The 25,562-nt window shown below is 71.4% G+C and carries 21 protein-coding genes and 1 rRNA gene; 6 read left to right on the top strand and 16 right to left on the bottom strand.

What is annotated here, in order from left to right; genetic code table 11:
• Positions 1-234: 234 nt before the first annotated feature.
• The 4 genes from ald to ACFXC1_RS23765 form a co-directional block, all read right to left on the bottom strand.
• Positions 235-1,350 carry an alanine dehydrogenase gene (ald, locus tag ACFXC1_RS23780; protein WP_381246115.1) on the bottom strand — a complete coding sequence of 372 codons (1,116 nt, stop codon included), beginning with the start codon at positions 1,348-1,350 and terminating at the stop codon, positions 235-237.
• Positions 1,351-1,492: 142 nt separating this feature from the next.
• Positions 1,493-3,559 carry a tetratricopeptide repeat protein gene (locus ACFXC1_RS23775; protein WP_381245574.1) on the bottom strand — a complete coding sequence of 689 codons (2,067 nt, stop codon included), beginning with the start codon at positions 3,557-3,559 and terminating at the stop codon, positions 1,493-1,495.
• Positions 3,560-3,758: 199 nt separating this feature from the next.
• On the bottom strand, positions 3,759-4,385 hold the full coding sequence (locus tag ACFXC1_RS23770) for an NUDIX domain-containing protein (RefSeq protein ID WP_381245572.1): 627 nt from the start codon (positions 4,383-4,385) through the stop codon (positions 3,759-3,761).
• Between the two features lie 109 nt (positions 4,386-4,494).
• Positions 4,495-6,144, bottom strand: a complete 1,650-nt coding sequence (locus ACFXC1_RS23765; protein ID WP_381245570.1) for a CTP synthase — start codon at positions 6,142-6,144, stop codon at positions 4,495-4,497.
• Between the two features lie 458 nt (positions 6,145-6,602).
• Between ACFXC1_RS23765 and ACFXC1_RS23760 the strand changes: the two genes are divergently transcribed.
• From ACFXC1_RS23760 to ACFXC1_RS23745, 4 genes are all read left to right on the top strand, one after another.
• Complete coding sequence (locus ACFXC1_RS23760; RefSeq protein ID WP_019074933.1) at positions 6,603-8,405, top strand: glycoside hydrolase family 15 protein; 1,803 nt, start codon at positions 6,603-6,605, stop codon at positions 8,403-8,405.
• Positions 8,406-8,461: 56 nt separating this feature from the next.
• Positions 8,462-8,677, top strand: coding sequence for a DUF6243 family protein (locus ACFXC1_RS23755; RefSeq protein WP_381245569.1), 216 nt, complete (start codon positions 8,462-8,464; stop codon positions 8,675-8,677).
• A gap of 176 nt (positions 8,678-8,853) precedes the next feature.
• Entirely contained in the window at positions 8,854-10,236 is a 1,383-nt protein-coding gene (locus ACFXC1_RS23750; RefSeq protein ID WP_381245567.1) for an FAD-binding protein, read from the top strand.
• Between the two features lie 44 nt (positions 10,237-10,280).
• Complete coding sequence (locus tag ACFXC1_RS23745; RefSeq protein WP_381245566.1) at positions 10,281-11,927, top strand: PucR family transcriptional regulator; 1,647 nt, start codon at positions 10,281-10,283, stop codon at positions 11,925-11,927.
• Positions 11,928-11,936: 9 nt separating this feature from the next.
• On the opposite strand, the gene ACFXC1_RS23740 is transcribed toward ACFXC1_RS23745, so the two are convergent.
• The 5 genes from ACFXC1_RS23740 to ACFXC1_RS23720 all read right to left on the bottom strand — a co-directional run bounded on the left by ACFXC1_RS23740 (position 11,937) and on the right by ACFXC1_RS23720 (position 17,127).
• Positions 11,937-13,073, bottom strand: coding sequence for a glycosyltransferase family 4 protein (locus ACFXC1_RS23740; protein ID WP_381245565.1), 1,137 nt, complete (start codon positions 13,071-13,073; stop codon positions 11,937-11,939).
• A 227-nt stretch (positions 13,074-13,300) separates the two neighbouring features.
• Complete coding sequence (recN, locus tag ACFXC1_RS23735) at positions 13,301-15,019, bottom strand: DNA repair protein RecN (protein ID WP_381246114.1); 1,719 nt, start codon at positions 15,017-15,019, stop codon at positions 13,301-13,303.
• Positions 15,020-15,108: 89 nt separating this feature from the next.
• Positions 15,109-16,014: an NAD kinase gene (locus tag ACFXC1_RS23730; protein ID WP_026179466.1), complete on the bottom strand. Its 906-nt coding sequence runs from the start codon at positions 16,012-16,014 to the stop codon at positions 15,109-15,111.
• On the bottom strand, positions 16,011-16,826 hold the full coding sequence (locus ACFXC1_RS23725) for a TlyA family RNA methyltransferase (protein WP_381245562.1): 816 nt from the start codon (positions 16,824-16,826) through the stop codon (positions 16,011-16,013). The genes ACFXC1_RS23730 and ACFXC1_RS23725 overlap by 4 nt, the downstream gene beginning before the upstream one ends.
• A gap of 7 nt (positions 16,827-16,833) precedes the next feature.
• Complete coding sequence (locus ACFXC1_RS23720) at positions 16,834-17,127, bottom strand: hypothetical protein (RefSeq protein ID WP_381245561.1); 294 nt, start codon at positions 17,125-17,127, stop codon at positions 16,834-16,836.
• A 42-nt stretch (positions 17,128-17,169) separates the two neighbouring features.
• On the opposite strand from ACFXC1_RS23720, the gene ACFXC1_RS23715 reads away from it, so the two are divergent.
• Complete coding sequence (locus tag ACFXC1_RS23715) at positions 17,170-17,517, top strand: SCP2 sterol-binding domain-containing protein (RefSeq protein WP_381245560.1); 348 nt, start codon at positions 17,170-17,172, stop codon at positions 17,515-17,517.
• A 4-nt stretch (positions 17,518-17,521) separates the two neighbouring features.
• Here ACFXC1_RS23715 and ACFXC1_RS23710 read toward each other — a convergent pair whose 3' ends face one another.
• From ACFXC1_RS23710 to ACFXC1_RS23695, 4 genes are read right to left on the bottom strand one after another with little or no spacing between them, the layout of a single operon-like run.
• Complete coding sequence (locus tag ACFXC1_RS23710; protein WP_381245558.1) at positions 17,522-18,406, bottom strand: ABC transporter ATP-binding protein; 885 nt, start codon at positions 18,404-18,406, stop codon at positions 17,522-17,524.
• A complete protein-coding gene (locus tag ACFXC1_RS23705) occupies positions 18,403-19,428 on the bottom strand; it encodes a FecCD family ABC transporter permease (RefSeq protein WP_381246112.1) in 1,026 nt (341 codons plus the stop codon). The genes ACFXC1_RS23710 and ACFXC1_RS23705 overlap by 4 nt, the downstream gene beginning before the upstream one ends.
• A gap of 26 nt (positions 19,429-19,454) precedes the next feature.
• Positions 19,455-20,498: a FecCD family ABC transporter permease gene (locus tag ACFXC1_RS23700; protein WP_381245556.1), complete on the bottom strand. Its 1,044-nt coding sequence runs from the start codon at positions 20,496-20,498 to the stop codon at positions 19,455-19,457.
• A 49-nt stretch (positions 20,499-20,547) separates the two neighbouring features.
• Positions 20,548-21,576, bottom strand: a complete 1,029-nt coding sequence (locus ACFXC1_RS23695; RefSeq protein WP_381245554.1) for an HAD hydrolase-like protein — start codon at positions 21,574-21,576, stop codon at positions 20,548-20,550.
• A 72-nt stretch (positions 21,577-21,648) separates the two neighbouring features.
• Between ACFXC1_RS23695 and ACFXC1_RS23690 the strand changes: the two genes are divergently transcribed.
• Positions 21,649-22,941 carry a DUF1015 domain-containing protein gene (locus ACFXC1_RS23690; protein ID WP_381245552.1) on the top strand — a complete coding sequence of 431 codons (1,293 nt, stop codon included), beginning with the start codon at positions 21,649-21,651 and terminating at the stop codon, positions 22,939-22,941.
• A 77-nt stretch (positions 22,942-23,018) separates the two neighbouring features.
• Here ACFXC1_RS23690 and ACFXC1_RS23685 read toward each other — a convergent pair whose 3' ends face one another.
• The 3 genes from ACFXC1_RS23685 to rrf form a co-directional block, all read right to left on the bottom strand.
• Complete coding sequence (locus ACFXC1_RS23685; protein ID WP_381245550.1) at positions 23,019-23,855, bottom strand: hypothetical protein; 837 nt, start codon at positions 23,853-23,855, stop codon at positions 23,019-23,021.
• A complete protein-coding gene (locus tag ACFXC1_RS23680) occupies positions 23,855-25,210 on the bottom strand; it encodes a hypothetical protein (protein ID WP_381245549.1) in 1,356 nt (451 codons plus the stop codon). The genes ACFXC1_RS23685 and ACFXC1_RS23680 overlap by 1 nt, the downstream gene beginning before the upstream one ends.
• Before the next feature lie 259 nt (positions 25,211-25,469).
• A 5S ribosomal RNA gene (gene rrf / locus ACFXC1_RS23675) occupies positions 25,470-25,562 on the bottom strand; the annotation flags it as partial.

Raw genomic sequence — 25,562 nt, 5'->3', positions numbered from 1 at the left:
TGAAACATCCCTCTGTCAAGGGCGTACGGCAGTCGCACGGCAGGTTTCACCGGTGCACGAATCGGTTCAAGGGTTACGTTCGGCGCGAGTTGACCGAGTGCCGCAAAGTGACCATACACACACTTCCGGCCGGACCTGTCGACCAAGGTCCGGCCGGGTGTGCGGTGTTGACGACCTGTGTTGACGTATCGCCTTTTGCTGAACGGTGACTTAGTCGACAGAGCCGGCCGGACGTCAGCCGAGCAGGCTCTCCAGCTCGACGTGCTCCAGTCCGTGCGCCTCGGCGACCTCGCGGTAAATCACCTTGCCGTCATGGGTGTTGAGGCCCTTGGCGAGAGCAGGATCACGTCGCAGCGCCTCGGCCCAGCCTCGGTTGGCGAGTTCCACGATGTACGGGAGCGTGGCGTTGGTGAGCGCGTAGGTGGACGTGTTGGGCACCGCGCCGGGCATGTTGGCGACGCAGTAGAAGACCGAGTCGTGGACCGGGAAGGTCGGCTCGGCGTGGGTGGTCGGACGCGAGTCCTCGAAGCAGCCGCCCTGGTCGATCGCGATGTCGACAAGCACACTTCCGGGCTTCATCCGAGACACGAGTTCGTTGGTGACCAGCTTCGGGGCCTTGGCGCCCGGGATGAGCACCGCGCCGATGACGAGATCGGCGTCCAGGACGGCCTTCTCCAGCTCGAAGGAGTTGGACATGATCGCCCGGACCTTGGTGCCGAAGACCTTGTCGGCCTCGCGGAGCTTGTTGATGTCCCGGTCGAGCAGCGTGACGTGGAAGCCCATGCCGACGGCGATCTGGGTGGCGTTCCAGCCGGAGACACCGCCGCCGATGACGACGGCGCGTGCGGGCTGGGTGCCGGGGACACCGCCGGGGAGCACACCGCGGCCGCCGACCGAGCGCATGAGGTGGTAGGCGCCGACCTGCGGGGCCAGCCGGCCGGCGACCTCCGACATCGGGGCGAGCAGCGGCAGGGCACGGCCGGGCAGCTCGACGGTCTCGTAGGCGATCGCCGTGGTGCCGGACTCGACGAGCGCGTCGGTGCACTCCTTGGAGGCGGCCAGGTGCAGGTAGGTGAAGAGCGTCTGGTCCTTGCGGAGGCGGTGGTACTCCTCGGCGATGGGCTCCTTGACCTTGAGCAGCAGGTCGGCGGCGGCCCAGACCTCGTCGGCGGTGGCGAGGATCTTCGCGCCCGCCGCCACGTACTCGCCGTCCGGGATCGAGGAGCCGACGCCGGCGTTCTGCTCGATGAGGACCTGGTGGCCGTTGCGCACCAGCTCGTGCACGCCGGCGGGGGTGATGGCCACCCGGAACTCGTTGTTCTTGACCTCGCGGGGGATGCCGACCTTCACGTCGATCACGGTCCTTGGCTCAGAGGGTGTGGGGCAATACATCTCATACCCGGACATGCGTGAGCGCACCGGGAGACCGCAGGAGAAGGTGCGGCAGAGCCAGTTTAATGAAGGCGTTCTCGGTGTCTAGCCTTTCAATGCATCAATCTTCAGTGGATGTACTACGGATTTCGCAGGCGTTAGCGTCATGTTCCAGGGATTCGGGAGCCGGATCACCCTCCTGGAGCTCCTCGCCGAGCATCCGTTCGGCCGTGCCGCGGTGCAGCGCGGCGGACGCCGGATCGCCGAGCCGGTCGAGGGTGTCGGCCAGCCGCAGCTGCAGCGCCGCCTGGAGCCGTACGTCCTCGGCGCGGCGCGCCCACTCGACCGCCTCGTGGCAGGTGAGCAGTGACTCCTCGGGGCGGCCGGCGTACTCCTGGACCCGGGCCAGCTCGCTCAACGCCCGTGCCTGGGCGGGCACATCGCCGTTCTTGCGGTACCCGGCGACGGCCGCCCGCCAGTTCCTCAGCGCTTCGCCGTAGCGGCCCGCGTAGGTGTGCGCGGCGCCGATCCGGCCGTAGAGCCGGGCGGCCTCCGCCCGCTCGTCCCGGGCCAGCCGCTGGGCCAGCGCGCGGCCGAACCAGTCGGCTGCCCGGTCGTAGTCCCCGAGCTCCTGGTGCGCGCCGCCTACGGATTCCATCGCGCGGCCGGTCGCATACGGGTCATTCGCTTCGCGTCCGGCGTCCAGCGCGGCCCGGTAGCGGGCCAGCGCCTCGGTCGTACGGCCGGTCTGCGCGTCCAGATCGGCGAGGTTCAGCAGCGCGGCGGCCTTCTCCCGGGGCAGGTTCCGGCGCTCGGCCACGTCCAGGACGAGGCGGTGGATGCCGTAGAGCTCGGGCGCGGCGGCCTGGGTGCCGAAGTGGGCGACCATCGCGCGCACCAGCTGGGACATCAACCGGCGGGCCAGTGTGTCGAGTTCGCCGTCGGCGACCGCGAGGCGAGCGGAGGCCAGCAGGGCGGGCTGACTGAGCCGCAGCCAGTCGGCGGCGGCCCGGGGGTTCGGGAAGCGCAGCGCGCTGGGCATGCCGAGGAGTTTTTCGCGGGCCTGGGGGCTGTCGGTCTCGGTGATGGCGCGGCAGGACTGGAGCAGCCTTACGGTCCGCTCCAGCATGCGGGCACGGGCCAGCTGGAGTTCGGCCGGGCGGTCCTGGGTCTCGGCGAGGGCGCGCAGCAGGGGCTGGAGGCAGCCGGGGACCTCGTACCGCGGCAGCGGGGAGTCCAGGGCGCGCAGCAGGCCCGCGGTGACGAAGTCCTCCAGGGCGGCGCGGGCGCCGTTGACGGAGCAGCCGGCGAGGGCGGAGGCGGTCTGCGGGTCGACCAGGCCGGCCGGGGCGAGGGAGAGCAGTCGCAGTATCCGGGCGGCGGGGCTGGGCAGCGAGCCGTAGACGAGCCGGAAGACGCGGCTCAGCGGGGTGCCCTCGTCGCTCTCGGCGTGCAGGTGCTTGGCGAGGTCGGCGACGGCGGCCTGGGGGCGGGCGGCGAGCCAGCCGCCGGCCAGGGTCAGCGCGGCGGGCTGGGCCCGGCAGGCCTCGACCAGTCCCTCGGCGGCGAGCGGGTCGACGGTGATGCGGACCGCGCCGGTGTAGCGGGTGAGGAGTTCCAGCGCGGACTTGGTGTCGAGGCCGCCCAGGGTGCAGGGGCGGACGTCCGCGATGCCGGTGAGCGGGCCGCCGGAGACGGCGACGACCAGACAGTCCGGGGTGTCCGGCAGGAGCGCGTCGACCTGCTCGGCGTCGGCCGCGTCGTCGAGCAGGAGCAGGGCCCGCCGGTCGGCGAGGGCGGCGCGCAGGATGTCCGAGAGGTCGTCCTCGGAGGCGCCGGCCGGGGTCGGCAGCTCCAGGGCGGTGAGCAGTTCGCGGGCGGTGCGCTCGGTGGGGACGGGGGTGCCGTCGGGCTCGCTGAGCCGGGCCCGGAGCACTCCGTGGTCGTAACGGTCAGCGACCTGCCGGACGAGTTCAGCGGCGAGGGCGGTGCGCCCCGAGCCGGGCTTGCCCGCGATGAGCAGGACGCGCGCGCGGGGCGCCTTCCGGCCGGCGATGGTGTCCAGGCCCGCGCGCTCGATGTCGGCCCGCAGCTCCTTCAACTCTCTTGCGCGGCCCAGGAATTGGCCCTCGGCAGAAGTGTCCTCGGACAGCTTCACGCCATCTGTGTCCACCGCCTGATCCGTCACGGGCCACACTCCCGTCCCACTGCACGCGCAAAGCCCGCCGGGACTCCGGATCGGGCATTTGCAGAGCCTAGTTCACGCTCTGCGACGAACCGTGCGGAGCGCGGCGGGCACATCCCCCGATCGGATCAGCCGATCGTCACACCGGAAGACGCCGAAGGACGCCGAAAGGATGAGGTGTGGCTTCAGGGGAATTGTGGCTTCAGGGCTCGAAGGGACGCGCCGGCCACGGCGCCTCGGCGGGCCGCAGTGCGTCGATGCCCTCGCCGTGCCGGGCGGCGACCAGGGAGAGGACGCCGACGACGAGGCAGTTGTTGTGCAGTTCGCCGGCGAGGACCCCGCGGACCAGGTCGTCGAGGGGCACGCGCGCGTGCTCCATGTCGGCCTCCTCGTCCTCGACCTCGAAGCGCTGTCCGTCGGCCTCGGACAGGCCGCGGGCGAGGAAGATGCGGATGGCCTCGTCGCAGCCGCCGGGCGTGGTGTAGACGTCGGTCAGCACCCGCCAGTCCTCGGCCTTGACGTGCGCCTCCTCGTACAGCTCGCGCTGGGCGGCGTGCAGCGGGTTCTCGCCGGGGATGTCGAGCAGGCCGGCCGGGATCTCCCACAGCTTCTGCCGCACGGGGTGGCGGTACTGCTTGATGAGCAGCACCCGGTCCTGCTCGTCGAGGGCGAGGACGGCCACGGAGCCGGGGTGGACCTGGTAGTCGCGGTGCACGACCGCGCCGCCGGGCATCACGACGTCGTCGGTGCGCACGGAGGTCTTGTTGCCGACGAAGGGGGTCGCGGTCGCCCGGATCTCCCACTCCTCCGGGGTGTCCTTGATGGTCATGCCCTGTCCTCCCGCGCACGTGCCTGCATTGCAAAGACCTGCATTACAAAAGAAACCGGGGCGCACACCTCTTGAAGGCGCACACCCCGGTCACCGTACAACCCTCGTACTACTTGCCCGTCTTGCGTGCCACGGCCGCCTTGACCAGGCCCGCGAAGAGCGGGTGCGGCCGGGTCGGGCGGGAGCGCAGCTCGGGGTGGGCCTGGGTGGCGACGAGGTAAGGGTGCGCCTCGCGCGGGTACTCGACGTACTCGACGAGCTTGCCGTCCGGTGAGGTGCCGGAGAACTGCAGTCCGGCCTTCTTCTCCAGTTCGGCGCGGTAGGCGTTGTTGACCTCGTAGCGGTGGCGGTGGCGCTCCTCGACGTACTCCTTGCCGTCGTACACCTCGCGCACGATGGAGCCCTCGGCGAGCTTGGCCGGGTACATGCCCAGGCGCATGGTGCCGCCCATGTCGCCCTCGCCGGCGACGATGTCGAGCTGCTCGGCCATGGTGGAGATGACGGGGTGGCCGGTGGCCGCGTCGAACTCGGTGGAGTTGGCGTCCTCGATGCCGGCCAGGTTGCGCGCGGCCTCGATCACGATGCACTGGAGGCCCAGGCAGAGGCCGAGCAGCGGGATCTTGTGCTCGCGGGCGTACTGGATGGCGCCGACCTTGCCGGAGACACCGCGGTCGCCGAAGCCGCCGGGGATGCAGATGGCGTCGACGTCGGCGAGCTGCTTGGCGGCCCCGGCCGGGGTCTTGCAGTCGTCCGAGGTGACCCACTTGATCTTCACTCGGGCCTTGTTGGCGAAGCCGCCGGCACGCAGGGCCTCGGTGACCGAGAGATAGGCGTCGGGCAGGTCGATGTACTTGCCGACCAGCGCGAGGTTGATCTCGTGCAGCGGGTTGTGAACGCGGTCGAGCAGGTCGTCCCAGGTCCGCCAGTCCACATCGCGGAACGGGAGGTCCAGCTTGCGGACGACATAGGCGTCCAGGCCCTCGCTGTGCACGGTCTTGGGGATGTCGTAGATCGAGCGGGCGTCGGGGCAGGCGACCACGGCGGCCTCGTCGACGTCGCACATCAGCGAGATCTTGCGCTTGATCGCGGTCGGCACCTCGCGGTCGGAGCGCAGCACGATCGCGTCCGGCTGGATACCGATGTTCCGCAGGGCCGCAACCGAGTGCTGGGTGGGCTTCGTCTTCAGCTCTCCCGAGGGGCCGATGTACGGCAGGAGCGAGATGTGGACCACGAACACGTTGTCCCGGCCGACCTCGTGGCGGACCTGGCGGACCGTCTCCAGGAACGGCAGCGACTCGATGTCGCCGACCGTGCCGCCGACCTCGGTGATGACGACGTCGACCTCGTCGGTCGCCATCCGCCGGATGCGGTGCTTGATCTCGTTGGTGATGTGCGGGATGACCTGCACGGTGTCGCCGAGGTACTCGCCGCGCCGCTCCTTGGCGATGACCGTCGAGTAGACCTGGCCGGTGGTGACGTTGGCGCTGCCGTCCAGGTCTCGGTCGAGGAAACGCTCGTAGTGACCGATGTCCAGGTCGGTCTCGGCACCGTCGTTGGTGACGAAGACCTCACCGTGCTGGAAGGGGTTCATCGTGCCGGGGTCGACGTTCAGATACGGGTCGAGCTTCTGCATCACGACGCGCAGGCCCCGCGCCTTGAGGAGCATGCCGAGGCTGGAGGCGGTCAGGCCCTTGCCGAGCGAGGAGGCGACACCCCCGGTGACGAAGATGTGCTTGGTCGTCGTGGATTTGGGCGTCATGGCCAAGAGGGGGCTCCCGTGGTCGCGGTTCGAGTTGCGGTCGGGGGTTTTGTGCCCACCGGTCCACGGGCTACCAGGGTATCAGCGCCCGGACGAGATGGCTTCCGGCCACGCTCCGCACTCACGTCGACACACTGGTGACTCGAGTCGACAGGGACGCGCCCTGGTTACCTGCTTCTCACCCGCTGCTCACCCGTTCGGCCCAGGTCCGTTGGCGAGAGCGGCACACAGATCATCTACGTGCGTCGTATCCTGCTCGGACACTCGCTGCCGAGCCGGTCCGGAACACGGCACCACCCCCGCCCGTATATCCGGAACAACGAGAGCTCGTCAGTCCGTTGAGCATCGACCCCCATTTGCTTCATGGCTCAACGACGCACTACAAACGATCCCTTGACCGCACACAGCGACCGCCCCTTTCCCCTGGGGGCGACGTGGCCGTTCGACTGGAGTTGCACGTGGCCGGGCGCATCGAAGATTACGCACTCATCGGAGACATGCAGACCGCTGCCCTGGTCTGCCGGGACGGCACGGTGGACTGGCTGTGCCTGCCCCGATTCGACTCCCATGCCATCTTCGCCGGTCTGCTGGGCACCGAGGAACACGGCTTCTGGCGGCTGGGCCCGGCCCACGCCTCCGACGCGCCGCCGCCCACCGCGGCCCGGCGCGGCTACCGCGGCGACTCGCTGATCCTGGAGTCCGAGTGGGACACCCCGCGAGGCACGGTCCGCGTGACCGATTTCATGCCCCCTCGCGACGGCGCCCCCCAGCTGATCCGCATCGTCGAGGGCATCTCCGGCCGCGTCCCGATGCGCTCGGCCCTCCGGATGCGTTTCTCCTACGGCCGGGTCGTCCCCTGGGTGCACAAGCACGAGGGCCGCACGGTCGCCGTCGCGGGCCCCGACTCCGTGTGGTTCGACACATCGGCGGAGACCTACGGCAAGCAGCTCACGACGTACGCCGACTTCACCGTCGCCCCGGGTGACCGCATCGCCTTCACCATCTCCTGGGAGCCCTCGCACAAGCAGCCCCCGCCGCTCCCCGAGCCGGAGCAGTCACTGGAGGCGACCGAGGACTTCTGGCGCGAGTGGGTCGACCAGTGCACGTACCACGGCCCCTACCGCGAGGCCGTCGTCCGCTCCCTGATCACGCTCAAGGCCCTGACGTACGCCCCGACCGGCGGCATCGTCGCCGCGCCGACCACCTCCCTCCCGGAGGAGATCGGCGGCGTCCGCAACTGGGACTACCGCTACACCTGGCTCCGCGACGCGGCCATCACCCTCTCCTCCCTCCTGCGCACCGGCTACCGCGAGGAGGCCCGCGCCTGGCGCGAGTGGCTCCTGCGCGCGGTGGCCGGCGACCCGGAGAACCTGCAGATCATGTACGGCATCGCCGGCGAGCGCGAGCTCGGCGAGGCGGAGCTGGACTGGCTGCCCGGCTACGAGAACTCCGGCCCGGTCCGGGTCGGCAACGGCGCCGCGCACCAGCTCCAGCTCGACGTCTACGGCGAGGTCACCGAGGCCCTGCACCTGGCCCACATGACCGGCCTGGCCCGCAACGACTACGCCTCCCTCCTCCAGCTCAAGCTGATCCGCTACCTGGAGAAGCACTGGGACGAGCCCGACGAGGGCATCTGGGAGGTGCGCGGCCCGCGCCGTCACTTCGTGCACTCGAAGGTGATGGCCTGGGTCGCGGTCGACCGCACGATCAAGCTGATCGAGTCGGGCGACGCGGACGGCCCGCTGGAGCAGTGGCGGGAACTGCGCGACGACATCCACCGGGACGTGTGCGAGCGCGGCTACGACAAGGAGCGCAACACCTTCACGCAGTCGTACGGCTCGAAGGAGCTGGACGCCTCGCTGCTCCTCATCCCGCAGATGGGCTTCCTGCCCCCGGACGACAAGCGCGTGATCGGCACGATCGAGGCGATCCAGCGCGAGCTGTCCACCCCGGACGGCTTCATCCTGCGCTACCCCACCTCGGGTACGGACGAGGGCGTCGACGGTCTCCCCGGTGACGAGGGTGCCTTCCTGGCCTGCTCGTTCTGGATGGCGGACGACCTCGCGATGATCGGTCGCGTGGACGAGGCCCGTAAGCTGTTCGAGAAGCTGCTCTCGCTCCGCAACGACCTGGGCCTCCTCGCCGAGGAGTGGGATCCGCGCCTGCAACGCCAGGTCGGCAACTTCCCGCAGGCCTTCAGCCACGTCCCGCTGATCGACACGGCGCTGCGGCTGACGGCTTCGGGGGCCTACGGCGGCTGACACCGGCGCCGGGGTGATGAATCCGCGGACCACTTGACATCACTACCGGGAGAACCATGACCGTCAGCAAGAACATCAACAACCCCGTGGGCCAGGGCGGCGGGAAGCGCAAGAAGCTGTCCCGCGCCGAACGGCAGAACCACGGTCCGCACCGCAACCTCGACCGCCAGGGCGCGGCCGACCAGAAGGCCGAGCTGGTGCGCAAGATGCGCGAGAAGGCAGCCGCGGCCGAGGCCGCCGGGCAGACGGGCGACGACACCGCGAAGAGCTGACGCACCACAGCAGCAGGGCCCGGACCGTGACACGCGGTCCGGGCCCTGCTGCCGTACGGGGCGCGGTCGGCTGATCCTTACGGCTTGGTGACGTGCGGCGGCCCGGCGCGACCGCCGTACCGCACCCGCCTAGGCTGGAAGCGGACAAAAGCCCCTTTTCTGAAAGGGGGGTGGCCATGGCTTCCCTCTCGACGGCGGGCGCGGCTCTCACCGCGTTGCGCGAGGATCTGGTCGGCGACGTGTTCGCCCCGGGGGATCAGGGTTACGACGACGCCCGTGTCGTCTACAACGCGATGATCGACCGGCGGCCGGCCGTGATCGCCCAGTGCGTGGAGGAGGCCGATGTCGTACGGGCCGTGCGCTTCGGGCGCGAACTGGATCTGCCGATCGCGGTGCGCGGCGGCGGCCACAGCGTCGCGGGCATGGCACTGGGCGACGGCGCGCTGGTCGTGGACCTGCGTCACATGCGCGAGGTGACCGTGCACCCGGCAGCCCGGGCGGTACGGATCGCGGGCGGGGCCACCATGAGCGAACTGGACGGCGCGACCCAGGAGCACGGTCTCGCCACCACCGGCGGCCGGGTCTCCACGACCGGGATCGGCGGCTTCGTCCTGGGCGGCGGCACCGGCTGGCTGGACCGCGCCTTCGGTCTCGCCGCCGACAACCTGCTCGGCGTCGACCTGGTGACCGCCGACGCGCAAGTGGTCCACGCGAGCGCCGAGGAGAACCCCGAGCTGTTCTGGGCACTCCACGGCGGCGGCGGGAACTTCGGCATCGCCACCGCACTCACCCTGCGACTGCACGAACTGCCCGAGTTCTCCGTCGCCATGGTGATGTACGAGCCCGAGCACGGCCTCGACGTCATCCGCACCTACCGCGAGATCATCGGGACCGGCCCGCAGGAGGCGGGCGGCGGAGTCATCTATCTGACCGCCCCGCCCGAGGAGTTCGTCCCCGAGCACCTGGTCGGCAAGCGGCTGTGCGGCGCGCTGATCACCTACGCCGGTGCCGAGGAGGACATGCGCAAGCTCGCCCAGCCGCTGCTGGCCCTGCCGCACGAGATCGAGATCGTCACCGCGCTGCCCTACGCCATGTTCCAGACGATGTTCGACGATCCGCCGGGTATGCGGAACTACTGGTCGGCCGAGTATCTGACGGGCGCGCCCGACGAGTTCACGGACGTGTTCTGCGCCCTCGGCGAGAGCATGCCGGTCCCCACCGGCACCCAGCACGTGCTGTTCCCGCAGGGCGGCGCGATCGCCTCCGGGCCCTCCGGGTTCCCGCTGCCGTTCCGGAACGCGCCCTGGGCAGTGCACCCCTTCGGCATGTGGGAGGACCCGGCGGACGACGAACGCTGCATCGCGTGGGTCAAGGAGGTGCGCGCCCGGGTCCAGCCCTGGAGCACCGGCGCGGCCTACCTCAACTTCATGGGCGACGAGGGCACCGACCGCGTGACGGCGGGCCTGGGCGCCGAGAACACCCGGCGGCTCGCGGCGGTGAAGCGGGAGTACGACCCCGACAACGTCTTCCGCTTCAACCACAACATCGCGCCCGCCTAGCCTCAAGGTGTGCGCAGGGCATCCGCGCAGGTAGCGTCCGCTGCATGGACAGCCGTACGGACAGCACATTCGACAGCCAGGGCGCCGGGATCACCGTTCAGCGGGCGCTGGAGCTGCCCGGACTGCGCAGCGGGCTGCCGGAGATCCTGGCGGGCGCCGACCGGCTCCAGCGGACCGTGCGCTGGGTCCACGCGGGCGAGGTCCCGAACATCGCCTCCCTCCTCAAGGGCGGCGAACTGCTCCTGACCACGGGCTACGGCCTCGGTACGCGCCCGGCGGAACAGCGCGCCTTCGTCCGTACGCTGGCCGAGCGGGGCATCGCGGCCCTGGTCGTGGAGCTGGGCCCGCGCTTCACCCGCCTCCCCGCCACCCTCGTCGAGACGGCCCGCGCGACCGGTCTCCCCCTCGTCCAGCTGCACCGCGAGGTGCCGTTCGTGGCGGTCACCGAGGAGATCCACACCGAGATCGTCAACGGCCACTACGCGCTGCTCCAGCAGGCCGAGGAGGTCCACCGCCGCTGCACGGAGGCCCTGCTCGGCGGCGGCGGAATCCCCCAAGTCCTGGGCATCCTGGCCGACTTCAGCGGCAACCCGGTCTTCCTGGAGACCCCGGACGGCCAACTCCTGTACGCCGCCGGGTCCGGGCCCGAGGGCGCCGACCCGCTCCAGGTCTGGGAGGGGCTGCGCGGCCAGCACAAGGACGGCTCGCCGCCCGCCGGTTCGGTACTGGTGGACGTGCCCGGGGGCGGCCCCGGTACGGGCTCGGTCCGCGCGCGGATCGTCCTGCTCCCGGTCCGCGCTCCCCTCGCCCCCGTGCACCGCATCGCCGCCGAACGGGCCGCCGGCATCCTCGCCGTCGTCCTGATGCAGGCCCGCCAGGAGGAGGAGCTGGCGGCCCGCGGACGCGGCGACTTCCTCACCGACCTCGCCGAGGGCCGCATCGCCGCCGAGGCCGCCCCGGCCCAGGCCCGCGTACTGGGCTTCAAGCCCGGCACCAGCCCACTGCTGCCCGTGGTGATGCGGCTGGGCGACGCGCTGGCCGCGCCCGGCGGCGGCTGGGCGGTCCTGGCCCGCGCGGTCGCGGAAGAGCTGACCTCGGTGGGGGTCCCGGTCCTGCTGGGCGTACGACCGGTCGAGGGCCGCGTCCCGCTCCTGCTGGGCCTGCGCTCGGAGTCGGAGCGGTCGGCCGTCGCGGACCGGGTCGCGGCGGCGCTGCGGGCGGGAGTTGAGCGGGCCGGGATGCAACGCCCGGGCGCACAGCCGCCGATCGTGGTCGTCGGAGTGGCCGGCGGCTGGGCGGCGGCGTCGGCGGGGCTGCGGCACGCGGCCGAGACGGCGACGGCGGCACAGGGCCTGTCCGACCGCCCCTGGTACGACGCCCGGCGCCTGGACATCGAGCTGCTGCTGTGGCGACTGCGCGACCACCCGGACCTGGCGGCCTTCGTGGACCGGGCGATCGGCCCGCTCCGCGACCACGACAACCGCTCGAAGCCGCCTCTACTCCCCACCCTGGAAACGTACTTGGCGCACGCGGGCCGCAAGGCGGAGACGGCTCGCGAACTGCACCTCAACCGGCAGACCCTCTACAACAGGCTCGCCCGCATCGGGGAGTTGCTGGGCACGGACCTCGAAGACCCGCAGACGGTACTGGCGTTGAGCCTGGCGCTGCGGGCGCGCAGGCTGGTGCCGTAAGACGGCCCGTCAGGTCAGCGGCAAGGGCTGGGTCAACTCGTCGTAGACGCTGAGCACTTGGGCGACGGTCTCGTCCTCGGTGGGCCAGGTGGCCGCCTGCCGGACGCCTTTCTCCCGGAGCAGTTCCCGGCGTTCGGGGTCGCGCAGCAGACGGGTGACCGCGTCGGAGAGGGCCTTCGCGTCGCCGTAGGGCACGAGTTCGGCGGCGTCGCCGACGAGTTCGGGGATGCCGCCGACGGCGGTCGCGACGAGCGGGACGCGGGCGTGCAGGGCCTCCTGGGCGATCACCGAGCGGGACTCCCAACTGCTGGGCAGGAGCGCGAGGTCGGCGGCGGCGAGCAGTTCACTCACGTCGTCGCGGCTCCCGACCAGCCGGACGGGCAGTTCCTCGTCCTCGATCCAGCGCTGCAACTCGGGCCGCAGCGGCCCCTCCCCCGCGATCACGAGCAGCGGGGTCGGATCGAGGCGGCACCAGCCGCGCGAGGCGTCCAGGAGGGTGTCGTAGCCGCGCTGCCGGTCGAGCGAGCCGACGGCGACGAGCAACGGGCGGTCGGTGGCGCCGAGTTCGGCGCGGAGCTTGGGGCGCAGCCGGTCGGGATCCTCGTACTCCACGGCCTTGCGCGGCCCCGGCAGCGCGACGGCGGCGAGCCGCGCGTCCCGGGCGCCGGTCCGGCGTGCCCGGTCGACGAGGTCGGACGTGGCTCCGAGCACGACGACGGCGGCCTTGACGACCCGCCGTTCCAGCAGCCGCAGCAGATGGGCGCGCGCTCCTTCGGCGTGCGCACGGTCGTGCCAGGTGACCACGAGCGGCGTACGACGGCCGCTGAGCGCGAGGACGGCGCGGAAGGAGGCGTGCAGTCCGTGCGCGTGCACCAGGTCGGCGTCGGCGCAGGCGGCCCGGAGCGCGGCCACGGAGGACGGGTCGCTGCTGCGCGGGACGTGCACGTGTTCGGCGCCGGCGCCCGTGAAGTCGTAGGTGTGATCGGCCTCGACGGGGGCGCACACCGTGACCCGCACGCCCCGGGCGACGAGCCCGGAGGCCAGGGAGCGCACATGCGCGCTGCTGGCGGCGTTGCCCCCGCCGAGCACCTGCACGGTGCGCAGCGGCGACTGGCCGTGCGGTGAGTGGCTGCTCACGGGGGTCACGTGGCCGGGGCTCCTGGTTCGGCGACGGGCGGTCACGAAGAAAGTACAGAAGGATCGCGCGGTGGGGGTGTACCGCACGCTTCCTACGCGTTCCAACTCAAGGATGCCAGTACGTACGGGTGTTCCGGCAACGCGAAAAAGCCCGGAGGCCGTACGGGAGGGCAACACGGGTGGGGATGTCACCCGTACGAGTGAGGAGCGCGCGCCTCCTGGACGACGGGCCCGCCCTAGCCGTCCGCCCGTGCCGTCGCCAGCAGCTCCTCCGCGTGGGCCCGGGCCGTCTCCGAGTCCTCCTGGCCGGCCAGCATCCGGGACAACTCCCGTACGCGGTCCTCGCCTTCGAGGACCTTCACGCCCGAGCGGGTCACGGACCCGTCGTTGGTCTTCTCCACCAGCAGCTGCCGGTCGGCGAATGCGGCCACCTGGGGCAGGTGCGTGACGACCACGACCTGAGCGGTCTTCGCGAGCTTCGCGAGCCGTCGGCCGATCTCGACCGCCGCCTTGCCGCCGACACCGGCGTCGACCTCGTCGAAGAGGTAGGTCGGCACAGGGTCCGTCCCCGCGAACACGACCTCCACGGCCAGCATCACGCGCGACAGCTCACCGCCGGACGCGCCCTTGGCGATGGGCCGCGGCGGAGCACCGGGGTGCGGGGCGAGCAGCAGCTCGACCTCGTCGACGCCCGACGGGCCGTAGGCGACCGCACGGCCGCCGACCTCGACGCCCTCCGGGTCCTCGGTCTGCCGGATCTCGAACGACACGCGCGCGTGCGGCATGGCGAGGGAAGCCAGCTCAGCGGTGACGGCAGCGGCGAACCGCTCGGCTGCCTCCGTCCGGGCGTCGGTCAACGCCTGCGCCAGACCGCCCAGTTCACCCCGCAGCGCGTCCCGCTCGGCGGTCAGCTCGTCGATCCGCTCGTCGTCGCCGTCGAGTTCGGTGAGCCGCGCGGCCCCCTGCTCGGCGTACGCCAGCACGGCCGCGATGTCCTGGCCGTACTTCCGGGTGAGCGCGTTGAGGGCGGCCCGCCGCTCCTCCACGGCGGCCAGCCGCAGCGGATCGGCGTCCAGGTCGTCGGCGTAGCCCGCCAGCTCCCCCGCCACATCGCCCAGCAGGATGCCGATCTCACCGATCCGGTCGGTCAGCGAGGCCAGCGCCGAGTCGTGCGACCGTACGGCCTCCAGGGCCCGCTGCGCACCCGCGACGAGGGTCGCCGCGTCGATGCCCTCGGGGTCCTCGGGGTTGCCGGCGAGCGCGGCGTGCGCGACCGTCGCGGCGGACGCCAGCGCCTCCGCGTGCCCGAGCCGCTCGGCCTCGGCGGCCAGTTCCACGTCCTCCCCGGCCCGCGGCTCCACGCCCGCGATCTCGTCGAGCCCGTACCGGAGCATGTCGGCTTCCTGAGCCCGCTCCCGCGCGCGCGTGGTGATCTCGTCCAGCTCTACGGCGACGGCCCGCAGCCGCCGGTACGCCTCCGCGTACTTGGCCAGCGGCCCGGTGACGGCGTCCCCGGCGTACCGGTCGAGCGCCTGCCGCTGCCGGGACTGCTTCAACAGCCCCTGCTGGTCGGTCTGCCCGTGCACCGCGACCAGCTCGTCGGCCAGCTCCGCGAGCACGCCCACCGGCACGGAACGCCCGCCCAGGTGCGCCCGGGACCGCCCTTCGGCGGAAACGGTACGGCTGATGAGCAGCGTCCCGTCGTCCAGCTCGGCACCGGCCTCCTCGGCCCGCAGCACGGCGGAGCCGCCCGGAGGGACGGAGATCCGCCCCTCCACGACCGCGTTCTTCGCCCCGATCCGCACCAGCGCCGGGTCCGCCCTGCCCCCGAGCAACAGCCCGAGACTGGTGACGACCATGGTCTTGCCCGCACCCGTCTCACCCGTGACAGCGGTGAACCCCGGCGACAGCTCGACGACAGCGTCGTCGATGACTCCGAGCGACCGTATCCGCATCTCTTCCAGCACGGTGAAGACCTTACGAGGTAGGGCGGGAGAAGCGCGAGGCACCCTGTCACCCGGGGGAGTGTCCCCACGCAATCGTGCTAGTGAGGAGCCCCTCGCCACCCCGAAACAGGCAGAGCGAACTTCGCGACGAGCCGATCGGTGAACGACGCATGGTGCAGTCGGGCAAGCCGCACAGGAACAGCCCCCCGCCTGACCTCAACCCTTGCCCCAGCAGGCAGTTCGACCGTCCGCCGCCCGTCACACCACAAAACACCCGGCGGGATGTGCGGCAACACCTCAACGGCAAGCACAGAGTCCGGCGACGTGACCAACGGCTTCGCGAACAGCGCGTGCGCACTGATCGGCACCATCAGCAACGCCTCCACCTCGGGCCACACAACAGGCCCACCCGCAGAGAAGGCGTACGCGGTCGACCCGGTGGGCGTCGCACAAACGATCCCGTCGCACCCGAACCCGGTCACCGGGCGCCCGTCGATCTCCAGCACGACTTCCAGCAGCTTCTCGGCGCCGGCCTTCTGCACCGCCGCCTCGTTCAGCGCCCAGTCCGTGTGCACGATGTTGCCGTTCTTGTGCACGACGACATCGACGGTCATCCGCTCCTCGACCTCGTAGGCCCGGGTGACCACCCGGTCCACGACCTTGTCGAGATCGTCCCGCTCGGCCTCGGCGAGGAATCCGACGCTGCCGAGGTTGACGCCGAGCATCGGCACCCCGGACGCCCGCGCGAACTCCGCGCCGCGCAGCAGTGTGCCGTCGCCGCCGAGGACGATGAGGAGTTCGCAGCCCTCAAGGCACTGCGGAGTGGCCTCGGTGACCGTCTCCACCTCGTCGGGCAACGGCAGGTCGCGTGCCTCGTACTCCAGGACGCGCACTCCGATGCCGGACTGGAGCAGCCCCTTGACGACCAGTTCGGCACTCCGGATCGCCGCGGGGCGACCCGTGTGCGCGAGGAGGAAAACAGTACGAGCTCGGTTCTGTGTCAACGCGGCCCCTCCGCCACTGCACGGTCAACATCGGCCGGGTCCAGTTCGGGTGCCCCGGCCCGCAGCCACAGAAAGTACTCGACATTCCCGGACGGCCCGGGCAGCGGGCTGGCGGTCACGCCCTGCACCCCGAGGCCCAGCTCGGCCGCCCGCCGGGCGACTCCGCGCACGGCCTCGGCCCGTAGTTCCGGGCTGCGGACGACTCCGCCGCTCCCCAGCCGTTCCTTCCCCACCTCGAACTGCGGCTTGACCATCATCACCAGGTCCGCGTCCGGCTTCGTGCACCGCGCCAGGGCGGGCAACACCAGTCCGAGCGGGATGAAGGACAGATCCCCCACGACAAGATCCACAGGCTCCCCATCGATCGCTTCAAGCGTCAACTCGCGTACGTTCGTACGGTCCTTGACGGTGACGCGTTCATCGCTCTGCAGAGACCAGGCGAGTTGTCCGTACCCGACGTCGACCGCCACGACCTGCGCGGCACCCGCCCGCAGCAGCACATCGGTGAAGCCTCCGGTGGAAGCGCCGGCGTCCAGCGCCCGCCGCCCCTCGACCACGAGCCCCTGCGGCACGAAGACCTCCAGCGCGCCCGCGAGCTTGTGGCCGCCCCGCGACACGTAGTCGGGGTCGCCGTCGTCCACCACGACGACGATGGCCGCCGCGGTCTCCACCTGGGTGGCGGGCTTGGTCGCGACGGTCCTGCCCACGGTGACCCGCCCTGCGGCGATCAACTGGCTCGCGTGCTCCCGCGAGCGCGCGAGCTTGCGCCGCACCAGCTCGGCGTCGAGACGGCGGCGTGCCACTCCTGCCACGTTCGGTTCAGCTCCTGTTCTGGTACTGCGATGGGGGCGCCGGAGGTCCCGGGCGGGCGTCGAGCGCGGTGAGCGCGTCACGCAGCCCCCGGTGTACATCCTCGTACACCTCGACATGGCCGTCCGTGGCGAGGTGGTCGGTGTCGGCGAGGCGCCCGAGCTGGGCGTCGACGTCGGCGTTGCCGCTCGGGGTGCGGTCCGCGTTCAGCGGGGCGGGGGCGGCGGGGTCGTACGTGGGCTCCGCCTCCAGTACGGCCGCCGGCACTGCCCCTGTCCCGGCCTCGGGAACTGAGTCGCTCATGCCCAGACGCTACCCCGAAGGCCTGGGGTACCGTCGATCACGATGGCAACGATCGAAGAGTGCCGCGCCGCACTCGAAAAGCTCTCGGACAACATGCAGAAGGCCGACGGCAATGTCCGCGCCGCCGCGGCCATGGACCGTTCGGTCAGCTGCCGGATCACCGATCTCGACGTCACCTTCGTCGGCCGGCTGTCCGGCGGCCGGATCGTGGTGGACGAGACCGTGGAGGGCCTTCCGCCGGAGAAGGCCCAGATCAGGCTGACCATGGCCGGCGACGACCTGGTCGCCATGGTCAACGGCGGCCTGAACTTCGCGAAGGCCTGGGGCTCGGGCCGGGTGAAGCTGGAGGCCAACGTGTTCGATCTGTTCCGTCTCAGGAAGCTTCTGTAGTCGGTTAGGAGGCCTCTGCGGTGACCGCACGCGCGCGTGCCTTGCGCGCCGCCGGCACCACCAGCGGTGTCCCGGTCTCCGGGTCGTCGATGACCTGGCAGCGCAGTCCGAAGACCTCCTCGACCAGTTCGGCCGTGACGATGTCGTTCGGCGCGCCCTCCGCGATGACCGCGCCCTCTCGCAGCGCGATGAGGTGGGTGGCGTACCGGGCCGCGTGGTTGAGGTCGTGCAGCACCGCGACCAGCGTGCGGCCCTGCTCCTCGTGCAGCTCGGCGCAGAGGTCGAGGACGTCTATCTGGTGCTGGATGTCCAGATAGGTGGTCGGCTCGTCGAGCAGCAGCAGGGGCGTCTGCTGGGCGAGCGCCATCGCGATCCATACCCGCTGCCGCTGCCCGCCGGACAGTTCGTCGACATAGCGGTCGGCGAGCTCGGCGACACCGGTCTGCGCCATCGACTCCTGTACGACCCGCTCGTCCTCCTGGGACCACTGGCGCAGGATGCCCTGGTGCGGGTACCGGCCGCGGCCCACGAGGTCGCCGACGGTGATCCCGTCGGGCGCGATGGACGACTGCGGCAGCAGGCCGAGCGTCCGCGCGACCTTCTTCGCGGGCATCGACTGGATGACCTGCCCGTCGAGCAGTACCCGGCCCTGGCTCGGCTTCAGCATCCGCGACAGGGCCCGCAGCAGTGTGGACTTGCCGCACGCGTTCGGGCCGACGATCACCGTGAAGGAGTTGTCGGGTATCTCCACCGACAGCTCGCGTGCGATGACGCGCTGGTCGTAGGCGAGGGTGACGTTCTCGGCGGACAGGCGGTTCACGGTACTCCTTCGATTGTTCAGCCCGCTGCTGAGGCCGCGCTGGTTGCGCTGGTTGCTCCGGTTGCTCATATCCGGCCCGCCTTGCGCTCGGTGACCAGGAGCCACAGCAGGTAGACCCCGCCGAGGACTCCGGTGACCACGCCCACAGGCAACTGGTCGGCGCCGAACGCCCGTTGGGAGGTCCAGTCGGCGGTGACCAGCAGGGTGGCGCCCATGCACAGCGAGGACACCAGGTTCGGGCCCGGCGAGCGGGTCAGCCGCCGGGCGAGCTGCGGCGCCGTGAGGGCGACGAAGCCGACGGGTCCCGCGGCGGCGGTCGCGGCGGCGGTGAGCAGCACGGCGGCCACCATCAGCAGCAGCCGTACGCGCTCGACCCGCACCCCGAGGGCGTACGACACGTCGTCGCCCATCTCCATCATCCGCAGCCCGCGCGCGTTGGCGAGGACGAGCGGCAGCAGCACGGCGCACAGGCCGAGCAGCGGCCAGACCTGGGTCCAGTCACGGCCGTTGAGGGAACCGGTCATCCACACGACCGCGCGGGCCGCGTCGACGAGGTCGGCCTTGGTGAGCAGATAGCCGTTGACCGCGGTGACGACGGCGGAGACACCGATGCCGACCAGGACGAGCCGGTATCCGTGCACACCCTGCTTCCAGGCGAGCAGATAGATCGCGAGCCCGGTCACCAGACCGCCGACAAGTGCCCCTAGGGTGACGGCGGTCGCGCTGCCGGAGAACAGCACGATCATGACGAGCGCCCCGGCCGTCGACCCCTGCGAGAGGCCGAGCACGTCCGGACTGCCCAGCGGATTACGGGAGATGGACTGGAACAGCGCACCGCCCAGCCCGAGCGAGGCACCGACCAGCAGCCCGACGAGGACGCGCGGCAGCCGCAGCTCGTTGACGATGAACTCCTGGCCCGCGTCCCCGCCCCCGAACAGCGTCTTGAGGACGTCACCGGCCGGGATGGGGAAGTCGCCGGTACCGATCAGCACGACACTCGCTGCGAGCGCGCAGACGAGGAGAAGGACGACGACCGTGAGGGCACGGAGGTCGAGGCGGAGGGAGAGGCCGCCGGTCCGTACGGCCTGCATACGGGAGGCCTGCGTATGTGGAGCCTTCACAACTGGGCCGTCCTCCGCCGTCGTACGAGATAGATGAAGACCGGACCACCGATGACCGCGGTGACGATGCCGACCTGCAGCTCCGCGGGCCGCACGATCAGCCGGCCGAGCACGTCGGCGCCGAGCAGCAGCACGGGCGACAGGACCGTGGCGTACGGCAGGATCCAGCGCAGGTCGGGGCCGGTGAACGAGCGCACCACGTGCGGCACCATCAGGCCGACGAACACGATCGGCCCGCAGGCGGCGGTCGCGGCCCCGCAGAGCACGGTCGCGGAGAGCATGGCGAGCGCCCGGGTGCGGTTGAGGTTGGCACCGAGCGCGCGGGCGGTGTCGTCGCCCATCGCCACCGCGTTCAGGGGCCGGGCGAGCAGCAGCGAGACGACCGTGCCGACCGCGAGGAACGGCGCGACCTGGGTGATGGTCGACCCGGTGGCCGAGGCCAGTGAACCGACCGTCCAGAAGCGCATCTTGGAGAGCGCCGCGTCGTCCATGATCATGACGGCCTGGAGATAGCCGTAGAGCGCGGCGCTGATCGCGGTGCCGGCGAGGGCGAGGCGCACGGGGGTGGCGCCCCGGCTGCCGCCGAGGAACCAGACCAGCGCGCCGACCGCCGCCGCGCCCGCGAAGGCGAACCAGACGTAACCGCTCAGGCTCGTCACACCGAAGTAGGTGATGGCGGTGACGACCGCGGCGGAGGCGCCGGCGTTGATGCCGAGCAGCCCGGGGTCCGCGAGCGGGTTACGGGTGAGCGCCTGGAGCACGGCACCGGAGAGGCCGAGCGCGGCACCGGCGAGCAGCCCGAGGACCGTACGGGAGATGCGGTCGCCGACCACGATGTCCGCGTACGTCCCCGTGTCATGGAACAGGCCGTGCCACACATCCCCCAGCGGCAGCGATTTCGCGCCGATCGCGATGCTCGCCAGGGCGACGAGCAGCAGGAGCGCCACGGAGACGAAGAGCCCAAGGACTCGCACCGCCCGACGGGTTGGGGGCGCGGGGGCGGTCTCCGCGCGCTGTTCTGGGGGACTGTCGACCAACACGAGGTTAGGTTAGCCTACCCTCGCACAACCCCTTGTGGTCGAGTCGGGCTCACAACCCCAGCCGCGCCAGCGCCTTCTCCCCGTCCAGCGCGCAGGAGCCGTCCCCCGCTGCCGTCCAGGCCGCCGCGCACAGTGCCCGGAGCCCGTCCAAGGGCTCGCCCCCACCGTCGAGTTCCAGCCGCTCCCGCCCCGCCGTCGCGGTCCAACCCCCGCACCGGAAGCCGTCTCCCGCCTCGCTGACCTCGGGCTGCCCGGTGAGCATGCCCCGCAGATCTGCGTCGACGTACGTCGGCCGGTGCTGCGGCGGCGCGGCGAGCAACTGCGCGCCGTCGGTCACACCGGTCAGCACGAGCAGCGAGTCGACCTCCCCGTTGAACGCCCCCTCGATGTCCGTGTCCAGCCGGTCCCCCACCACCAACGGCCGCTCGGCGCCCGTCCGCAGGATCGTCTCCTTGTGCATCGGCGGCAACGGCTTCCCCGCCACCTGCGGCTCGGCCCCGGTCGCTATCCGTACGACCTCCACCGCCGCGCCGTTGCCCGGCGCGATCCCGCGCGCGCTCGGGATGGTCAGATCGGTGTTGGACGCGAACCACGGCACCCCGCGCGCGATCGCGTAACAGGCCTCCGCGAACCGGGACCACACCAGGTCCGGGCCGCCGTAGCCCTGCACGACCGCCACCGGATCGTCGTCCGCCGAGTCGACGGGCTCGAGTCCCCGCTCGCGCAGCGCGACCCGCAGCCCCTCCCCGCCGATCACCAGCACCCGGGAGCCGGCCGGCACCTGCTCGCTGATCAGCCGGGCGACGGCCTGCGCGGAGGTGATGACGTCATCGGCCCCCGTCGGTATCCCCAGCTCGGTGAGATGCCCGGCCACCGCGTCCGGCGTCCGCAGCGCGTTGTTGGTGACGTAGGCCAGCCGCATCCCGCCCGCGCGGGCGGTGGCGAGCGAGTCGACGGCATGGGCGATCGCGTTGCCCCCCGCGTACACCACCCCGTCGAGGTCGAGCAGCGCCGTGTCGTACGCCTCGCTCAGGGCCCGGCCACTGCCCTCGGGCTTCGTCCTGACGCTCTGGCTCATTCCACATCGCTCCTCGTTCGATCGCTTTCACCCGATCATCCCGCACGCCACTGACACACGTACGATGCCGGGATGAACACCGCAGGTCACTCGGAAGCAACGGAGCGCCGAGGCCTGGAACTCACCCCGTTCCGAGGCCTTCGCTACGACCCCGACCTGGTCGGCAGCCTGGCCGCCGTGACGTCCCCACCGTACGACGTCGTCGTACGCCCCGACGGTCTGCACCATCTCCAGGACTCCGACCCGCACAACATCGTCCGGCTGATCCTCCCGCAGGCCGTCACCCCCAGCGCCCGCAACGAACAGGCCGCCGACACCCTGCACCGCTGGCTCTCCGAGGGAGTCCTCACCACCGACCCCGAACCCGGCCTGTACGTCTACGAACAGCGCGACGGCAACGGCCTGTTGCAGCGCGGCGTCATCGGCGCCCTGCGCCTGACGGACCCGTCGGAGGGCGTGGTCCTGCCGCACGAGGACGTCATGCCGCACGTGGTGGCGGACCGCGCGGCCCTCATGCGGGCCACCTCGGCGAACTTCGAACCCCTGCTCCTCACCTACCGGGGCAACGGCTCACCGTCCGACACCACCACGGTCGTCGAACGCGTCGCCGAGCACCCCCCGCTCCTCTCGACGACCACGGAGGACGGCTACAACCACCGCCTCTGGTCGGTCACCGACCCCGGCGAGCTGGCCCGCATCCAGACCGACCTGGCCCGCCACCAGGCCCTCATCGCCGACGGCCACCACCGCTGGGCGACCTACCGACGTCTACGCGCGGAGCACCCCTCCCCCAGCCCCTGGGACTACGGCCTCGTCCTCCTCGTCGACACCGCCCGCTACCCGCTCCGCGTCCGCGCGATCCACCGCCTCCTGCACGGCGTACCGGTCGCCGACGCCCTGGCCGCCCTCGACGGCCTGTTCCGCGTCCAGCACCTGGAAGTGCCCCTCCCGGAGGCCATGGAGGCCCTCGCCGACGCGGCCTGCGCGGGCAACGCCTTCCTCCTCGCCGGCGACGGCGCCTTCCACCTGGTCGACCGCCCGGACCCGGACCTCCTGGCCCGTACGATCCCCGCCGACCGCCCCGCCGCCTGGCGCACCCTGGACGCCACGGTCCTGCACGCCACCCTCCTGGACCACGTCTGGCTCATCCCCGAGGATGACCCGGCCCGCATCGCCTACATCCACGACACCGCCGCCACCGTCCGCAAGGCCGAACGCGACGGCGGTACGGCCGTGTTGATGCACCCCGTCCGCGAGGAGGTCGTACGCGACCTGGCCCGCCAGGGCGTCACGATGCCCCGCAAGTCGACATCCTTCGGCCCGAAGCCGGCGTCGGGGCTGGTGCTGCGCGCGCTGGAACCCTGAGACACCGGAAACACGAAAAGGGCGGGACCCCGGTGTGGGGGTCCCGCCCTTTTCGTCACTGCCGACGTGCGTTGCGGTCAGTCCTTGTCGTCAGCCTTGATGTCGTCCTTGGCCTCGACGGCGACGGTGGGCTCGGCCACAGGCGCGTCCTCGTCGTCTTCTTCGTCGTCGATGTCGTCATCTTCGTCGTCGACATCCACCTCGTCGGCTACGGAGGCCTCCGCCTGGGGCGCGACTTCGTCGTCGATCTCAGTGTCGACGTCAGTGTCGTCCTCGTCCTCGTCCGCCTCGTCCTCGACGAACGCGTCCACGAACTCGACACCGTCCATCTCGGCGAGCCGGTCCGAAGCGTCCGTGCTGCCGTCCTTGTCGGACTCCACGGCCTTGGCGAACCACTCCCGCGCCTCGTCCTCACGCCCGGCGGCGAGCAGGGCGTCGGCGTAGGCGTACCGCAGTCGCGCGGTCCACGGCTGCACGGTGTTCGAGGCCAGCTCGGGGCTCTGGAGTGTGACGATGGCCGCGTCGAGCTGGTCCATGTCACGCCGGGCGCCGGCCGCGACGAGCCGCATCTCCACCTGCCCGGCCTTGTCGAGCTTGTGCACCTCGGGGGCCCCGGCCATCTCCAGCGCCTTCTCCGGCCGCCCGAGCCCACGCTCGCAGTCGGCCATCACGGGCCACAGATCCACACTGCCGGTCATCCGCCGCGCGGCCCTGAACTCGGCCAGCGCCTCGCTGTACTTCTGGTTCGCGTAAGCGGCGAACCCGGCCGCCTCACGCACGGCGGCGACACGCGACGCCAGCCGCAGAGCGATCTTGGAGTAGGCGTAGGCGCCCTCGGGGTCCTCGTCGATGAGCCGGGCGACCATCACCAGGTTCTTCGACACGTCCTCGGCGAGCCCCTTCGGCAGGCTCATCAGCTCCTGGCGTACGTCCTTGTCGATCTCCTCGCCCGTGACGTCCTCGGGGATCGGCAGCCGCTTGATCGGCTCGCGGTCGCGGTCACGCTCCCGGTCGTCGCGGAACCGGCCGCCACCGCGCCTGTCGTCGCCCCGACGGTCGTCCCGCCGGTCGTCACGGCGGGGGTAGCCACCACGGTCGTCGTCACGCCGGAACGCGGGACGGTCACCACGGCTGTCGTCGCGCCGGAAACCACCGGGACGGCCTCCGCGATCGCCACCGCGGTCGTCCCTGCGGGGGCCGGCCGGACGGTCGTCGCGGCGCGGGCCGGCGGAACGGTCGTCGCGGCGGGGGTAACTGCCGCGCTCGCCACGGTCGTCGTCACGCCGGAAGGCAGGACGCTCGCCCCTGTTGTCACGGTCGTCGCGACGGAACGGCGGACGCTCGCCACGGTTGTCATCACGGCGGAAGGCAGGACGCTCACCACGGTCATCGCGACGCGGGCCGGCCGGACGGTCGTCGCGGCGGGGGTAGCTGCCACGGTCGCCACGGTCGTCGTCACGCCGGAAAGCGGGACGGTCACCGTCACGGCGGTCGTCCCTACGGTCGTCACGCCGGAAGGGGGGACGCTCGCTGCCCCGGTTGTCACTTCGGTTGTCGCCGCGGTCGTCGCGACGGAACGGGGGACGCTCGCCACGGTTGTCGTCGCGCCGGAAACCACCGGGACGTCCACCGCGCTCGCCACCGCGGTCGTCCCTGCGGGGGCCGGCCGGACGGTCGTCGCGGCGCGGGCCGGCGGAACGGTCGTCACGGCCGCGGTACCCACCGCGATCGCCACCGCCCGCGCTGCCACCGCGGTCGTCACGGCGGGGGTAGCTGCCACGGTCACCGCGGTCGTCGTCACGCCGGAAGGCAGGACGCTCGCCCCTGTTGTCACGGTCGTCGCGACGGAACGGCGGACGTTCACCGCGACTGTCGTCACGCCTGAAACCGCCACCGCCACCGCCACCGCGGTTGTCGTCCCGTCGGAAGGGCGGACGCTCACCTCGGCTGTCATCGCGCCGGAAGCCACCGCGATCGCCACGGTTGTCATCGCGACGCTCGCCGCCCCGGTTGTCGCCGCGGTCGTCACGGCGGAACGGGGGCCGCTCACCACGGTTGTCGTCTCGGCGGAAACCACCGGGACGCCCGCCGCGCTCACCACCACGGTCATCACGACGGGGACCCGCGGGCCGGTCATCACGACGCGGAGCCGCAGAACGGTCATCGCGGCGCGGGCCGGCGGAACGGTCGTCGCGCCCGCGGTACCCACCGCGATCGCCACCGCCACGGTCGTCGCGGCGGGGCGCGCCGCCCCGGTTGTCGTTTCCACGATCGTTGCTACGGCTCGGGCCTCCGCGGTACCCGCCACGGTCGCCGCGGTCACCACTGTCCCGTCGCCGCTCGTCGCGCTCCGGTCGGTCCTCGGGAGAGTTGGTGGACATCGGTGACTCCTGTCTTCGGTACCGCAAGTCATTCTCGCGCAGCCAGGTACTCGGCGCGCTCCGGGCTGTACTTGTGCTCAAAACGAGAAAAAGAAAAGGACCCCTGGTCCCAGCGTGAACGCTGGGACCAGGGGTCCTCCAAAGATTGTTCGGCGGCGTCCTACTCTCCCACAGGGTCCCCCCTGCAGTACCATCGGCGCTGTAAGGCTTAGCTTCCGGGTTCGGAATGTAACCGGGCGT

Origin of the sequence: Streptomyces hokutonensis, assembly GCF_042751305.1 — a bacterium.
Lineage (GTDB): Bacteria > Actinomycetota > Actinomycetes > Streptomycetales > Streptomycetaceae > Streptomyces > Streptomyces hokutonensis_A.
This window is presented reverse-complemented; position numbering and strand designations above follow the sequence as displayed.

Bases quoted from the DNA above. Each gene is read 5' to 3' on its own strand.
- ACFXC1_RS23770 (WP_381245572.1), bottom strand. From the start codon at position 4,385: ATGACCATCAAGGACACCCCGGAGGAGTGGGAGATCCGGGCGACCGCG.
- ACFXC1_RS23765 (WP_381245570.1), bottom strand. From the start codon at position 6,144: ATGACGCCCAAATCCACGACGACCAAGCACATCTTCGTCACCGGGGGT.
- ACFXC1_RS23755 (WP_381245569.1), top strand. From the start codon at position 8,462: ATGACCGTCAGCAAGAACATCAACAACCCCGTGGGCCAGGGCGGCGGG.
- ACFXC1_RS23750 (WP_381245567.1), top strand. From the start codon at position 8,854: ATGGCTTCCCTCTCGACGGCGGGCGCGGCTCTCACCGCGTTGCGCGAG.
- ACFXC1_RS23745 (WP_381245566.1), top strand. From the start codon at position 10,281: ATGGACAGCCGTACGGACAGCACATTCGACAGCCAGGGCGCCGGGATC.
- recN (WP_381246114.1), bottom strand. From the start codon at position 15,019: ATGCGGATACGGTCGCTCGGAGTCATCGACGACGCTGTCGTCGAGCTG.
- ACFXC1_RS23720 (WP_381245561.1), bottom strand. From the start codon at position 17,127: ATGAGCGACTCAGTTCCCGAGGCCGGGACAGGGGCAGTGCCGGCGGCC.
- ACFXC1_RS23715 (WP_381245560.1), top strand. From the start codon at position 17,170: ATGGCAACGATCGAAGAGTGCCGCGCCGCACTCGAAAAGCTCTCGGAC.
- ACFXC1_RS23710 (WP_381245558.1), bottom strand. From the start codon at position 18,406: ATGAGCAACCGGAGCAACCAGCGCAACCAGCGCGGCCTCAGCAGCGGG.
- ACFXC1_RS23705 (WP_381246112.1), bottom strand. From the start codon at position 19,428: ATGCAGGCCGTACGGACCGGCGGCCTCTCCCTCCGCCTCGACCTCCGT.
- ACFXC1_RS23695 (WP_381245554.1), bottom strand. From the start codon at position 21,576: ATGAGCCAGAGCGTCAGGACGAAGCCCGAGGGCAGTGGCCGGGCCCTG.
- ACFXC1_RS23690 (WP_381245552.1), top strand. From the start codon at position 21,649: ATGAACACCGCAGGTCACTCGGAAGCAACGGAGCGCCGAGGCCTGGAA.
- ACFXC1_RS23685 (WP_381245550.1), bottom strand. From the start codon at position 23,855: ATGAGCCTGCCGAAGGGGCTCGCCGAGGACGTGTCGAAGAACCTGGTG.